The sequence below is a fragment of the Vogesella amnigena genome, from assembly GCF_042648905.1.
GTDB classification, from domain to species: Bacteria; Pseudomonadota; Gammaproteobacteria; order Burkholderiales; family Chromobacteriaceae; genus Vogesella; species Vogesella amnigena.
Window position 1 is genome coordinate 21,423 of the sequence record NZ_JBHRYH010000011.1, and the last position, 12,884, is coordinate 34,306.

Sequence of the window (12,884 nt, forward strand, 5' to 3'; positions counted from 1 at the left end):
TCTCCTATTCAGCAGCCGCAGCCATCGGCGGATGAGGCGCGGCAGCAGTTTTCGCTTAGATAGCTCAGCAGGCCGTTCATGGTGGCGAAGTTGGCCGCATAGATCACATAGCGGCCCTCCTGCCGGCCGGCGATCAGCCCGGCGTTGGTCAGCTCCTTGAGATGAAAGGACAGCGTGGCTGGCGCGCAATCCAGCGCACTGGCCAGCTCCCCGGCGGCGCGGCCAGCCGGGCCGGCTTCCACCAGCTGACGGAACACCGCCAGCCGCGTTTCCTGCGCCAGTGCGGCCAACATCTTGACGGCTAGTGTCGATTCCATATTTTGACAATCATAGAAATATTGAATGGATTTTGCCGGCCTCAACAGCTGCCGTCAACACAATCTGGCTAGGCCAGCGGCTTGTGCATCACCAGGATATCCACCAGGCCATGTTCACGGTGGCGATAGGCCAGCGGCACGCGGCCCACAATGGCAAAACCCAGCTTCTGCCACAGCGCCACCGCCACCGTATTGCTGGCCACCACGCTGTTGAACTGCATGGCGAGAAAGCCGGCCTCACGCGCCTGCTGCTGCGAGTGTTCGCACATGGCAGCGGCAATGCCACGGCCACGTGCAGCTGGCGCCACCATGTAACCGCAGTTGGCCACGTGGCTGCCAGGCCCGGCTGCATTGGCTTTCAGGAAATAGCTGCCCAGCAGCTCGCCGTCTTCTTCCGCCACCCAGGTCTGCAGCGGCAGCTCGCCCCACAGTTGCCAGCCCTGCTGCAGTGTCATGTCCGGCGCGAAGGCATAGCTATCCTGTGCCGCGATCACGCCCTGGAATACCGGCCAGAAGTGCTGAAAATCCACCGCCGTCATTTTGCGCAACAACATGCTGCCTCCTGGTTCAGTGCTCGGTAGCGGCCATGGCCGCAGCGGCTGCCGGCTTCTGCTGCACGATACGCCCGGACATCAAACTGGCACTGGCAATCAGCAGGCCGCCGATCAGCTCCTGCGGCCGCATCGCCTCGCCGGCCAGCAGGTAGGCGGAAATGGCGGCAAACACCAGCTCCAGCAGCATCAGCGTCATTACCTGGGTGGCCGGCAGTATCGACAGGCCATGCAGCGAGATGATGCTGGTGGCCAGCAGCGTACCGCCCAGCGCCAGCACGATCAGCAGCACATCCGGCTCGGCCAGCAGTGCCATTTCATTGAGCAGCTGGCCGCGCCACAGCAGCGATACCAGTCCGCAGCCGGCCACGCCCAGCCACACCATGGCCGATTTCAGCGCCACCGGCAGCGCATGTGCCTTTTTCGACAGCACATTGCCCAGCGCGAAGCTGATGCCACCCGACAGCGCCAGCCAGTCGGCACGGCTGGAGAAAAATTCGCCGGCGAACAGGCCGGGCCGGTACAGGATCACCACCATGCCGGTCAGCGACAGCGCCACCACCAGCCAGCCGATGCGGCTGAGCCGTTCGTGCAGCAGCAGCCAGGAGAACAGCGCGCTCCACAGCGGAGACAGGTAGAACAGCAGCAGCACGCGCATCACCTCGCCCTCGGACACCGCCCAGGTGTAGGCGAAATTGCACCAGCCATACAGAAAGGCGAGTATCAGCAATATCGGTTCGAACCGTGCCTCGCGGCGGAACACCTCGCGGTAGATCATCACCCCGATGACGGTGGCGACGATGTACACCGACAGCGAGGTGGCGGCGGTGGTGAAGCCGGCGGCGTGCAGGTGGCGGAACGGGTACCACATCAATCCCCACACCAGCGCCGTGGTAATGGCACAGCTGACGGCCAGCAGCTTTTGTTTTACAAAATCCATAGTGTTTTCTTACTATTGCTGTTTTTGTTGCACCGCAAATCCCGCGCAAGGAAACCGCGTTGAATCCGCATCTCGAACTGCTGCACCCCTACCCGTTCCAGCGCCTGCGCCAGTTGCTGGCCGGCGTGACGCCGCCGGCCGGCAAGCCGCACATCAACCTGTCCATCGGCGAGCCCAAGCACCCGACACCGGAGGTGGTGAAACAGGCACTGATCGGCGCCCTGGACGGCCTGGCCGCCTACCCCGCCACACTGGGCAGCGAGGCATTGCGCCGCAGCTGCGCCGACTGGCTGGCACGCCGCTACCAGGTAACCGTGGACCCGGCACGCGAGGTGCTGCCGGTATGTGGCAGCCGCGAAGCGCTGTTTTCCTTCGTGCAGGCGGTGATCGACCCGCGTGGCGAAACACAACCGGTACTGATTTCGCCCAACCCCTTCTACCAGATTTACGAAGGCGCCGCACTGCTCGCCGGGGCAGTTCCGCATTACGTGAACTGTGTTGCGGCCAACCGTTTCCAGCCGGACTGGAGCAGTGTGAGCGAGGACATCTGGCGCCGCACCCAGGTGGTGATCGTGTGCAGCCCGGGCAACCCCACTGGCGCGGTGATGTCGCTGGACGACTGGCGCGAGCTGTTCGCGCTCTCCGACCGCTACGGCTTCGTGATCGCCAGTGACGAGTGCTACTCCGAGATTTACTTCGACACCCCGCCGCTGGGCGGGCTGGAAGCGGCGCGCCTGCTGGGCCGCGGCCACGAGCGGCTGGTGATGTTCACCAGCCTGTCCAAGCGCTCCAATGCACCGGGGCTGCGCTCCGGTTTCGTGGCCGGCGATGCCGCCATCCTGGAAAAATTCCTGCTGTTCCGCACCTACCACGGCAGCGCCATGAGCCAGACGGTGCAGGAAGCCAGCATCGCCGCCTGGAACGACGAAGCGCACGTGGTGGAAAACCGCGCCGCCTACGCCGCCAAGTTCGCTGCGGTCACCGAGCGCATCGGCAAGCTCTTGCCGGTGAGCCGCCCCGATGCCGGCTTCTACCTGTGGGCGGAAGTGCCGGGCGGCGACGATGCCGCCTTCGCCCGCGAACTGTTTGCCCGCGAACACATTACCGTACTGCCCGGCAGTTTCCTGGCACGCGACGCCCACGGCGTGAACCCTGGCGCCGGCCGCGTGCGCCTGGCGCTGGTGGCACCGTTGGCCGAGTGCGTGGCTGCCGCCGAGCGCATCGAACACTTTGTACGCTGAATACTTACCGGATACCCCATGACCACGATCCATATAACTAAAGGACTCAACCACATGCACCCGATCCAGCCCATTATCGAGGCCGCGTTCGAAGACCGCGCCAACATCACCCCGTCCAGCGTATCGCCGGAACTGAAAGCCGCCATCGAGCAGGTAATCACCGAGCTGGACAACGGCCACCTGCGCGTTGCCGAGAAGATCGGCGGCGACTGGGTAGTAAACCAGTGGGTGAAGAAAGCCGTACTGCTGTCGTTCCGCATCCGCGACAACGAAGTGATGGACGACGGCGTGAGCCGCTACTTCGACAAGGTGGACACCAAGTTCGGCGACTGGAAAGAACAGCAATTCCGCGATGCCGGCTTCCGCGCCGTGCCGGGCGCGGTGGCGCGCAAGGGCAGCTTCGTGGCCAAGAACACCGTGCTGATGCCGTCCTTCGTCAACATCGGCGCCTACGTCGATGAAGGCACCATGGTGGATACCTGGGCCACCGTGGGCAGCTGCGCCCAGATTGGCAAGAACGTACACCTGTCCGGCGGCGTGGGCATTGGCGGCGTGCTGGAACCGCTGCAGGCCAACCCGACCATCATCGAGGACAACTGCTTCATCGGCGCGCGTTCCGAAGTGGTGGAAGGCGTGATCGTGGGCGAAGGCTCGGTGATCTCCATGGGCGTGTTCATCGGTCAGTCCACCAAGATCTACGACCGCGAAACCGGCGAAGTGCATTACGGCAAGGTACCGCCGGGCTCGGTGGTGGTATCCGGCAGCCTGCCGTCCAAGGATGGCAGCCACAGCCTGTACTGCGCGGTGATCGTGAAGAAGGTGGATGCACAGACCCGCAGCAAGACCAGCATCAACGATCTGCTGCGCGGCGTGTAAGCAAGTGCTGACAAATGCCCGTCCGCGCGCGTCATCTGTCGGGAAATGGTCACGGACGGTAACACTTTTCCAACAGTGTTAGCGCACTGGCATTTGTCGCACTGCACACAAGGCAGCTAAAATAGCGCACAGGGAGTCGTGAGTAACGGCTCCCTGTTTTTCTGTTACCCACGGGACTGAATGTGTCTTCCGACAGTTTTATCACCCTGCGCAATGTCAGCTTTGCGTACAACGACCGCCCCATCCTGCAGGATGTGTCGCTGTCGATTCCGCGCGGCAAGCTGGTAGCCATCATGGGTGGCAGCGGCAGTGGCAAGACCACGCTGTTGCGTCTGATTTCCGGCCAGATCCGCGCCCAGCACGGCGAAGTGCTGGTGGACGGGCGCGATGTTGGCCACATGAACAATAGCGAGCTGTACCAGCACCGCCGCCGCATGGGCATGCTGTTCCAGTTCGGCGCGCTGTTCACCGATCTCTCCGTTTTCGACAACGTGGCGTTTCCGCTGCGCGAGCTGACGCGCCTGCCGGAAAGCGTGATCGCCGACCTGGTGCTGCTCAAGCTGTCCGCAGTCGGCCTGCGCGGTACCGAGCGGCTGATGCCGGCCGAGCTGTCCGGAGGCATGGCGCGCCGCATCGCACTGGCCCGCGCCATGGCGCTGGACCCGCAGCTGATGCTGTACGACGAGCCGTTCACCGGTCTGGATCCGATCTCGCTGGGCACCATCGCGCTGCTGATCAAGAAGCTCAACGACGCGCTGGGCACCACCTCCATCATGGTGACGCACGACGTGCACAAGTCGCTGGATATCGTCGACCACGTGTACTTCGTGGCCAATGGCCGCATCGTGGCCGAAGGCACGCCGGACGAGGTGCGCCATGCCGAGTCGCCGTGGCTGGCGCAGTTCGTGGCCGGCGAGCCGGATGGCCCGGTACATTTCGCCTACCCGGCCAGCACCTCGCTGGCGCAATCGTTCGGCCTGCGGGAGCAAGCATGATGGACAAACTGCTTGCACCGTTCCGCCACCTGGGCGCGCTGACCATCAATGCCATCTGGCGGCTGGGTTTTGCCAGCCGTTTCCTGCTGGCCATCCTGCTGCAGTCCGGCCAGAGCCTGCTGCGCTTCCAGCTCACCATCCGCGAGGTGTACTTCGCCGGCGTGCTGTCGCTGATCATCATCGTGGTATCCGGCCTGTTCGTCGGCATGGTGCTGGGCCTGCAGGGCTACAACACCCTGGCGCGCTTCGGCTCTTCCGACGCGCTGGGCGCGCTGGTGGCGCTGTCGCTGCTACGCGAACTGGGCCCGGTACTGGCGGCGCTGCTGTTCGCCAGCCGCTCCGGCTCGGCGATGACTGCCGAAATCGGCCTGATGAAGGCTACCGAGCAGCTGGAAGCCATGAGCGTGATGGCAGTGAACCCGATTGCCCGCGTGGTGGCGCCGCGCTTCTGGGCCGGCGTGATCTCCATGCCCATCCTGGCCGCCATCTTCAACGTGATGGGCATCTTTGGCGGCTACCTGGTAGGCGTGGTGATGATCGGCGTGGACGAAGGCACCTTCTGGTCGCAGATGCAAAACAACGTCGACCTGCATTACGACGTGATCAACGGCCTGATCAAGAGCCTGTTCTTCGGCGTCGCCGTTACCCTGATTGCCGTTTTCGAAGGCTACGATGCCACGCCCACCGCGGCGGGCGTCTCGTCCGCCACTACCCGCACGGTGGTGACTTCCGCGCTGGTCATCCTGGCGCTGGATTTCATCCTGACGGCCTTCATGTTCTAGGAATCAACACGAAATGAAACGTTCTACTATTGATCTGTGGGTTGGCCTGTTCGTGGCGCTCGGTATCGCGGCAGTCACTTTCCTGTCGCTGAAGGTCGCCAACCTGACCCCGCAGAGCGACAGCAACACCTACACCTTGGTGGCCGAATTCGACAATATCGGCGGCCTGAAGGTAAAGGCGCCGGTGAAGTCGTCCGGCGTGGTGGTTGGCCGCGTCAGCAATATCGCGCTGGATACCAAGCGCTACGTGGCCAGCGTCACCATTACCGTCAACAGCCAGTACCAGTTCAGTCGCGACACCAGCGCCGAGATCCTGACTGCCGGCCTGCTGGGCGAGCAGTACATCGGCCTGACCCAGGGCGGCGATCCGGACAATCTGCAGAACGGCGATCGCATCACCATCACCTCCTCGGCGATGGTACTGGAGCAGCTGATAGGCAAATTCATGACCAGCTTTGCCGAAAAGCCGGTCGCAGGCGGCAGCAGTGACGCCAGCCAGAGCCAGTAACCAAAACAAATAACGAAAGACACCCATCATGAAAAAACTGTTCACCTCCCTGCTGCTGTTGCTGGGCCTGGCCGCACCGGCCATGGCCGCCGACGATGCCGTCAACCTGGTACAGGACACCTCGCAAAAGGCGCTGGACATCCTGAAGAAGGAAAACGGCAAGAACACCCGCCAAATCCGCGAACAAGTGGAAAACATGGTGGTACCGCTGATCGACTTCACCCGCATGACCGCGCTGGCAGTGGGCAAGGACTGGCGTGCCGCCAGCCCGGCGCAGCAGGAGCAGCTGTCCACCCAGTTCAAGGCACTGCTGGTGCGTACCTACGCCTCCACAATGATCCGCTTCAAGACCGCGCAGATCGACGTGAAGCCGGCGGCCCAGTACAACAACGGCGGCCGTGAGGCGGTGGTGAAATCCGAAGTGACCATCCCGGGCAATGCCGACAAGAAGAACGTCAGCATCGACTACACCCTGTACAAGGGCGCCCAGGGCTGGAAGATCTTCAACGTCAGCGTGGAAGGCGCCAGCCTGGTCACCGTGTACCGTACCCAGTTCGGTGAAGAGATCCGCAAGAACGGTATCGACGGCCTGATCAAGCAGCTGAAAGACAAGAACGACATCGGTAGCGGTAAACCGGCATGAGTCTCACCCGCCCCGCCCCCGGGCAGCTCGCCCTGAGCGGCACCCTCGACATGGACAGCGTGGCCCAGCTGCAGCCGCAGCTGCTGCAGGCCATGCAGGGCGGCAGCCTGCGCCTGGACCTGTCGGCAGTGGCCAAGGCCGATGCCGCGGCACTGGCCATGCTGCTGGGCGCGCTGCGCGAACAGCAGCGGCGCGGCGGAGAACTGTTGCTGGAAAACCTGCCCGCCTCACTGGCCAGCCAGGCACAGCTGTATGGCATCGCCGGCTTGCTGGGCATGTCCGGAGACGCATCATGAAACAGCACCTTGCCCTGACCGTGGCCAGCAGCCTGCTGCTGGCAGCCTGCGCCAGCACGCCCAGCCACCCGCAGGATCCGCTGGAGCCGATGAACCGCGCCATTTACCAGTTCAACGACAAGGCGGATCGCTACGTGATGAAACCGGTGGCCGAAGGCTATCGCTTCATCACCCCGCAGCCGGTACGCACCGGCGTGGGCAACTTCTTCAACAACCTGGACGATGTCTACAACATGGTCAATCACGGCCTGCAGCTGGAAGGCCGCAAGTCGCTGACTGATTTCATGCGGGTAGCCTTCAACAGCACCTTCGGCCTGTTCGGCCTGATCGACATCGCCACGCCGATGGGGCTGCAGCGCGAGCCGACCGGCCTGGGCGACACCATGGCGCATTACGGCTGGAAAAACAGCAGCTACCTGGTGCTGCCGCTGCTTGGCCCTTCTACCGTGCGTGACGGTCTGGGCACTGCGGCCAACCTTACCGTGGCCAATCCGCAAGACCTGGTATTCCATGTCGAGCGCGATGCCAATGCCGCCGGCGTGATCAATGCGGTAAGCAAGCGCGAGCAGCTGCTGGGGCTGGAAGACACCCTGCAACAGGCCGCGCTGGACCCGTATGTCTACATGCGCGATGCCTGGCTGCAGTACCGCAACAAGCAGGTGGGCTACCAGCCGGTTGCGGCACCGGGTGGCGAACCCACGCTGGAAGACGAGAACATCGACGACCTGGTAGCACCGGAAGCCGCCGCGCCGGAAGCGGCAGCCTCGGCGCCGCTGGCGCAGTTGCCGGCCTCCGCCGCGCAGTAAATCAGCAGTCAGTCCAAACAAAAACGGTCACCGCGAGGTGACCGTTGAGAGTGTCGACAAAGCCCTTTTGCCCCGCAAAAGGGCTTTGTTTTGTAAACAGCAAGGCTGCCGATGCAAACACTTAGCTGGAGCGGCCCGGCTTTGCCGGGTCCGGTGACGCGTACGTGAGTTGTTAGCCTGCAGCCTGAACGGTCACCGCAAGGTGACCGTTGAGAGTGTCGACAAAGCCCTTTTGCCCCGCAAAAGGGCTTTGTTTTGTAAACAGCAAGGCTGCCGATGCAAACACTTAGCTGGAGCGGCCCGGCTTTGCCGGGTCCGGTGACGCGTACGTGAGTTGTTGGTCTGCCGCCTGAACGGTCACCGCAAGGTGACCGTTTCTTCATACCGCCGAGCCATTTATGCCATGGCCCGGCTGCCCGGCTTATGCACGCCAGCCGCCGCCCAGCGCGGTATACAGGCTGACCGCCGCCTGCAGCCGCGTCAGGCGCGCATCGGCCAGCGCCTGCTCCAGCTGGAACACGCTGCGCTCGGCATCCAGCACCTCCAGATAGCTGCTGTAGCCGTTGTCGTAGCGCAGGCGCGCCAAGCGCAGTGCTTCGCGCATGGCATCCAGCTGCTTGCGCTGCGCCAGCTCGCTATCGCGGCTGCTGCGTACCGCGCTCAGCGCGTCCAGGGTATCGGCAAACGCCGACTGCACCGCCTTCTCGTAGCCGGCCAGTGCCTGCTGCTGACGCGCACTGGCAGCGGAAACCTCCGCCGCAATGGCACCGTTGTTGAAGATCGGCGCCGCCAGATTGCCGGCAAAGCTCCATACCTGCGCCGGGCCGCTGAACAGCTGCGCCAGTTTCACGCTCTCGCTGCCGATACCGGCCGACAGGCCGATGCTGGGGAAGTAGGCGGCACGTGCCACGCCGATGCGGGCGTTGGCCGCAATCAGCTGCTGCTCGGCCGCGGCGATGTCCGGGCGGCGCAGCAACAGGTCGGACGGCAGGTCGGCTGGAATCGCCGGCACTTCTGCCAGCCGGTCCAGCGGCTTGCCGCGCACCGGGGTCTGCAGCAGCTCGCGCGGGGCACGGCCTAGCAGTACCGCCAGCGCATGCTCGCTCTGCTTCACCGCCTGCGTGAGCTTGGGCACCGCCGCCTGGGCGGAGGCCAGCTCCGCTTCGGCTTGCTTCAGCTCCAGCTCCGAGGTCATGCCGCCGTTGAAACGCTTCTGGCGCAGGCGGAAGCTGTCCTCGCGCCCTTTCAGCGTGGCTTCGGCCGCCGCCAGCTGGCTATCAAAGGCCAGCAGCTGGAAGTAGGCATTGCTCACCTGTGCCGCCAGCGACAAGCGCGCGGCCGCCAGCGTGTATTCGCTGGCCGTCAGGTTGGCCGCAGCCGCTTCCCGCTGGCGGGACAGCTTGCCCCACAGGTCCAGCTCCCAGCTGGCGTTCAGCCCGGCGCTGTGCTGGCTGGCCAGCGCACCGGCGCCACTGCTGTACTGCGAGGTCTGCACACGGGAACTGCCGACATTGGCGGTGACTTGCGGCAGGCGGCTGGCGCGGGCGCTGCCCAGCGCGGCGGCGGCTTCGTCCACCCGCGCCGCGGTCTGGCGCAGGTCGCGGTTGTAGCGCAGTGCCTCGTCGATCAAGGCATCCAGCTGGCTGTCGCCAAAGCTCTGCCACCAGCGGGCATCCACCTGTGGCAGCTGCTGGCCGGCCGGCAGCGCGATGTCCGGACGCTGGTAGTCCGGGCCCACCGCGGCGCAGCCGGACAACGCCAGCGCCACCATGAGCGGCATCAGGGCGTGTTTAGGCGTCATGGTCGGCTCCTTCCTGTTTCTGTTTGCCTTGACTCAGTTGCATGATCAGTTTGAAAAACAGCGGAATGAACAGCGCGGCGATGAAGGTTGCGGCCAACATGCCGCCGATCACGCCGGTACCGATGGCGTGGCGGCTGGCGGAGCCGGCACCGCTGGAAATGGCCAGCGGCACGCAACCCAGGATGAAGGCCAGCGAGGTCATCACGATGGGGCGGAAGCGCAGCTTGGCCGCCTCGATGGCTGCCTGCGACAGGCTCATGCCCTCCTCCATCTTCAGCACCGCGAACTCCACGATCAGAATGGCGTTCTTGGCGGCCAGGCCGATCAGCGTCACCAGTGCCACCTGGAAGTACACATCGTTGGCGAGGCCACGCAGCCAGGTAGCCAGCAGCGCACCGAACACCGCGAACGGCACCGCAGTAAGCACCGCGATCGGCAGGCTCCAGCGTTCATACTGTGCCGCCAGAATCAGGAACACCATCAGCAGTGCCACCACGAACACCATCGACGACGAGCCGCCGGTGGATTTTTCCTGGAACGCCGAGCCGGTCCACGCCAGGGTGTAGCCTTCCGGCAGCACTTCCTTGGCCACCTGCTCCATGGCGGTCAGTGCCTGACCCGAGCTGTAGCCCGGCGCCGGGCCGCCCACGAACTTGGCGGACGGGAAGGCGTTGTAACGCTCGACGATTTCCGGGCCGGTGGTCTGCTGCACGGTCACCAGCGAGGTCAGCGGTACCATCTGGCCGCTGCGGGAGCGCACGAACACATTGGACAGATCCGCCACGCTGTCGCGGTAGCTGGCCTCGGACTGCAGCTGCACGGTGAAGATGCGGCCGAACTTGCTGAAGTCGTTGACGTAAAGCGAGCCGAAGGTGCTGCTCATGGCATCGAACACATCGCTCACCGCCACGCCCAGCGCCTTGGCCTTGTCGCGGTCCAGCTGCACGCTCAGCTGCGGCACCGCTGCCGAGAAGGTGGTCTGCACCCCGGCCAGCTCCGGCCGCTTGGCCGCTTCCATCATCAGCTTCTGCGCCAGGCCAGCCAGCTCGCCGGAGCTGGCGCCGGCACGGTTCTGCAGATAGGCCTCGAAACCGCCGGTGGACGACATACCGGAAATCGGCGGCGGGTTGAACGCCAGCACCAGGCCTTCCGGCACCTGCATGCCCTTGCCGAACACATCGCCCACCACGGCCTGCGCCGACATGCCAGGCGCCTTGCGCTCGTTCCATGGCTTGAGGGTGATGAAGGTCACGCCGGTGTTGCTGCGGTTGGAGCCGGACAGGATGTCGAAGCCGGCAAAGCTCATCACGTCCTTCACCGCCGGGTTGGCCGCAATCTGCTTGTCGAAGCGGTCCATCACTCCCAGGGTGCGATTGATGGCGGCACCGTCCGGCAGGATGGTGGCGGCAATGATGTAGCCCTGGTCTTCTTCCGGCGCCAGCGACGACGGCACCAGCTTGAACAACCAGATCGATGCGCCGATCAGCACCCCGAAGATGGCCAGCGCCAGCACCGCGCGGCGCAGCAGGAAGGCCACGCCACGGCTGTAGCGGCTGGTGAGGCGATCGAACAGGCGGTTGAAGCCCTCGAAGAAGCGGTTGCTGTGCTGGTGCTCCGGCTTGAGCATCAGCGCGCACAAGGCCGGGGTCAGCGTCAGCGCCACGATGCCGGAAATGGTTACCGAGATGGCGATGGTGATGGCGAACTGGCGATACATCTCGCCGGCGATACCCCCCAGGAACGCCACCGGGATGAACACCGCGCACAGTACCAGCACGATGGCCACCACCGGGCCGCTCACTTCCTTCATGGCCTGCAGGGTGGCCTCGTACGGCGGTTTGCCCTCCTGCATCATGATGCGCTCGACGTTTTCCAGCACCACGATGGCATCATCCACCACGATACCGATAGCCAGCACCATGCCGAACAGCGTCAGCGTGTTGATGGAATAACCCAGCAGGTACATGCCGGCAAAAGTGCCGACAATCGACACCGGCACCGCCAGACCCGGGATCAGCGTAGCGCGCCAGTTCTGCAGGAACAGGTACACCACGGCAAACACCAGCACCATGGCCTCGCCCAGCGTCTTCACCACCTCCTCGATCGACACTTCCACGAAACGGGTGGTGTCATACGGAATCACGTAGGACAGGCCCTGCGGGAAGCGGCTGGACAACTCGGCCATCTTGGCTTCCACCGCCTTGGCGGTATCCAGCTGGTTGGCGCCCGGCGCCAGGTTGATACCGATAGGAATGGTCGACTTGCCGTTGTACTTGCCGAAGAAGTCGTACGACAGCGCGCCCAGCTCCACCCGTGCCACATCCTTCAGCCGTACCTTGGCGCCTTCGCTGCCGGCACGCAGGATGATGTTCTCGAACTCGGCCACATCGGTGAAGCGGCCCTTGGTGGTGATGGTGTAGGTGAAGTCCGGCTTGCCCTCGGTTGGCGTGGCGCCGATCTTGCCCACCGCGAACTGTGCGTTCTGCTCGCGGATGGCGCTGGCCACATCGGTAGGTGTCATGCCCAGCTGCGCCAGACGGTCCGGCTTCAGCCAGATACGCATCGCGTAGTCCTGGCCGGCAAAGTTGGTCACCTGGCCCACGCCCGGAATCCGCTTCAGCTCGTCCACCACGTTCAAGAGCGCGTAGTTGCTCATGAACAGGGTGTCAAAGCGCTGGTCCGGCGAGTACAGCGCCACCACCTGCAGGAAGGTCGCTGCCTGTTTGCGCACGTTCACGCCCTGGCGCCGCACTTCTTCCGGCAGCGAGGACAGCGCCGACTGCACGCGGTTGTTGACGTTGATGGCAGCCTGGTCGGCATTGGTGCCGATCTTGAAGGTGACCGTTACCGTGAGATGGCCGTTACTGGAGCTGGACGACTGCAGGTACAGCATGTCATCCACGCCATTGATGGCCTGCTCCAGCGGCGAGGCCACGGTTTCGGCGATCACTTCCGCCGAGGCACCAGGATAGGCGGTGGTAATCGCCACCGACGGCGGCACGATCTGCGGATACTGCTCCACCGGCAGTGCGCGCATGCCGAAGAAACCGGCCAGCACGATGACGATGGACAGCACCGACGCGAAAATCGGCCGGCGAATGAAAAAGGCAGAGAACATGGTGTCAGCT

Annotated in this window: 13 protein-coding genes; 8 read left to right on the forward strand and 5 right to left on the reverse strand. The window is 64.1% G+C overall.

Annotated elements, in window-relative coordinates; genetic code table 11:
• Nucleotides 1-8 precede the first annotated feature (8 nt).
• The 3 genes from ACFOKJ_RS04805 to ACFOKJ_RS04815 all read right to left on the reverse strand — a co-directional run bounded on the left by ACFOKJ_RS04805 (nt 9) and on the right by ACFOKJ_RS04815 (nt 1,808).
• The gene (locus ACFOKJ_RS04805) at nt 9-317 is read right to left on the reverse strand and encodes an ArsR/SmtB family transcription factor (RefSeq protein WP_390276990.1); all 309 of its coding nucleotides are present in this window, start codon (nt 315-317) and stop codon (nt 9-11) included.
• Nucleotides 318-385: 68 nt separating this feature from the next.
• Nucleotides 386-871 (reverse strand): GNAT family N-acetyltransferase, encoded by a 486-nt coding sequence (locus ACFOKJ_RS04810; RefSeq protein WP_390276991.1) that lies wholly within the window; start codon nt 869-871, stop codon nt 386-388.
• Nucleotides 872-884: 13 nt separating this feature from the next.
• The gene (locus ACFOKJ_RS04815; protein WP_390276992.1) at nt 885-1,808 is read right to left on the reverse strand and encodes a DMT family transporter; all 924 of its coding nucleotides are present in this window, start codon (nt 1,806-1,808) and stop codon (nt 885-887) included.
• Nucleotides 1,809-1,867: 59 nt separating this feature from the next.
• Between ACFOKJ_RS04815 and dapC the strand changes: the two genes are divergently transcribed.
• The 8 genes from dapC (at nt 1,868) to ACFOKJ_RS04855 (ending at nt 7,955) form a co-directional block, all read left to right on the forward strand.
• The gene (gene dapC / locus ACFOKJ_RS04820; protein WP_390276994.1) at nt 1,868-3,049 is read left to right on the forward strand and encodes a succinyldiaminopimelate transaminase; all 1,182 of its coding nucleotides are present in this window, start codon (nt 1,868-1,870) and stop codon (nt 3,047-3,049) included.
• Between the two features lie 54 nt (nt 3,050-3,103).
• The gene (gene dapD / locus ACFOKJ_RS04825; RefSeq protein WP_390277271.1) at nt 3,104-3,925 is read left to right on the forward strand and encodes a 2,3,4,5-tetrahydropyridine-2,6-dicarboxylate N-succinyltransferase; all 822 of its coding nucleotides are present in this window, start codon (nt 3,104-3,106) and stop codon (nt 3,923-3,925) included.
• A 182-nt stretch (nt 3,926-4,107) separates the two neighbouring features.
• Nucleotides 4,108-4,920 (forward strand): ABC transporter ATP-binding protein, encoded by an 813-nt coding sequence (locus ACFOKJ_RS04830; RefSeq protein ID WP_390276996.1) that lies wholly within the window; start codon nt 4,108-4,110, stop codon nt 4,918-4,920.
• Nucleotides 4,917-5,702, forward strand: coding sequence for a lipid asymmetry maintenance ABC transporter permease subunit MlaE (gene mlaE / locus ACFOKJ_RS04835; RefSeq protein WP_390276998.1), 786 nt, complete (start codon nt 4,917-4,919; stop codon nt 5,700-5,702). The genes ACFOKJ_RS04830 and mlaE overlap by 4 nt, the downstream gene beginning before the upstream one ends.
• Before the next feature lie 13 nt (nt 5,703-5,715).
• On the forward strand, nt 5,716-6,210 hold the full coding sequence (mlaD, locus tag ACFOKJ_RS04840) for an outer membrane lipid asymmetry maintenance protein MlaD (protein WP_390277000.1): 495 nt from the start codon (nt 5,716-5,718) through the stop codon (nt 6,208-6,210).
• A gap of 28 nt (nt 6,211-6,238) precedes the next feature.
• Entirely contained in the window at nt 6,239-6,853 is a 615-nt protein-coding gene (locus ACFOKJ_RS04845; protein ID WP_390277002.1) for an MlaC/ttg2D family ABC transporter substrate-binding protein, read from the forward strand.
• Nucleotides 6,850-7,149, forward strand: a complete 300-nt coding sequence (locus ACFOKJ_RS04850; protein ID WP_390277004.1) for an STAS domain-containing protein — start codon at nt 6,850-6,852, stop codon at nt 7,147-7,149. Before ACFOKJ_RS04845 ends, ACFOKJ_RS04850 begins: the two co-directional genes overlap by 4 nt.
• Nucleotides 7,146-7,955, forward strand: coding sequence for an MlaA family lipoprotein (locus ACFOKJ_RS04855; protein ID WP_390277006.1), 810 nt, complete (start codon nt 7,146-7,148; stop codon nt 7,953-7,955). The genes ACFOKJ_RS04850 and ACFOKJ_RS04855 overlap by 4 nt, the downstream gene beginning before the upstream one ends.
• Nucleotides 7,956-8,376: 421 nt before the next feature.
• Here ACFOKJ_RS04855 and ACFOKJ_RS04860 read toward each other — a convergent pair whose 3' ends face one another.
• Nucleotides 8,377-9,756, reverse strand: coding sequence for an efflux transporter outer membrane subunit (locus ACFOKJ_RS04860; RefSeq protein ID WP_390277009.1), 1,380 nt, complete (start codon nt 9,754-9,756; stop codon nt 8,377-8,379).
• Nucleotides 9,746-12,874, reverse strand: a complete 3,129-nt coding sequence (locus ACFOKJ_RS04865; RefSeq protein ID WP_390277012.1) for an efflux RND transporter permease subunit — start codon at nt 12,872-12,874, stop codon at nt 9,746-9,748. Before ACFOKJ_RS04865 ends, ACFOKJ_RS04860 begins: the two co-directional genes overlap by 11 nt.
• Nucleotides 12,875-12,884: the final 10 nt, after the last annotated feature.

What these genes read in the sequence shown, in the direction of transcription:
- ACFOKJ_RS04805 (WP_390276990.1), bottom strand. Translation starts at nt 317, where the DNA reads ATGGAATCGACACTAGCCGTCAAGATGTTGGCCGCACTGGCGCAGGAA.
- ACFOKJ_RS04810 (WP_390276991.1), bottom strand. Translation starts at nt 871, where the DNA reads ATGTTGTTGCGCAAAATGACGGCGGTGGATTTTCAGCACTTCTGGCCG.
- ACFOKJ_RS04815 (WP_390276992.1), bottom strand. Translation starts at nt 1,808, where the DNA reads ATGGATTTTGTAAAACAAAAGCTGCTGGCCGTCAGCTGTGCCATTACC.
- dapD (WP_390277271.1), top strand. Translation starts at nt 3,104, where the DNA reads ATGCACCCGATCCAGCCCATTATCGAGGCCGCGTTCGAAGACCGCGCC.
- mlaE (WP_390276998.1), top strand. Translation starts at nt 4,917, where the DNA reads ATGATGGACAAACTGCTTGCACCGTTCCGCCACCTGGGCGCGCTGACC.
- mlaD (WP_390277000.1), top strand. Translation starts at nt 5,716, where the DNA reads ATGAAACGTTCTACTATTGATCTGTGGGTTGGCCTGTTCGTGGCGCTC.
- ACFOKJ_RS04845 (WP_390277002.1), top strand. Translation starts at nt 6,239, where the DNA reads ATGAAAAAACTGTTCACCTCCCTGCTGCTGTTGCTGGGCCTGGCCGCA.
- ACFOKJ_RS04850 (WP_390277004.1), top strand. Translation starts at nt 6,850, where the DNA reads ATGAGTCTCACCCGCCCCGCCCCCGGGCAGCTCGCCCTGAGCGGCACC.
- ACFOKJ_RS04855 (WP_390277006.1), top strand. Translation starts at nt 7,146, where the DNA reads ATGAAACAGCACCTTGCCCTGACCGTGGCCAGCAGCCTGCTGCTGGCA.
- ACFOKJ_RS04860 (WP_390277009.1), bottom strand. Translation starts at nt 9,756, where the DNA reads ATGACGCCTAAACACGCCCTGATGCCGCTCATGGTGGCGCTGGCGTTG.
- ACFOKJ_RS04865 (WP_390277012.1), bottom strand. Translation starts at nt 12,874, where the DNA reads ATGTTCTCTGCCTTTTTCATTCGCCGGCCGATTTTCGCGTCGGTGCTG.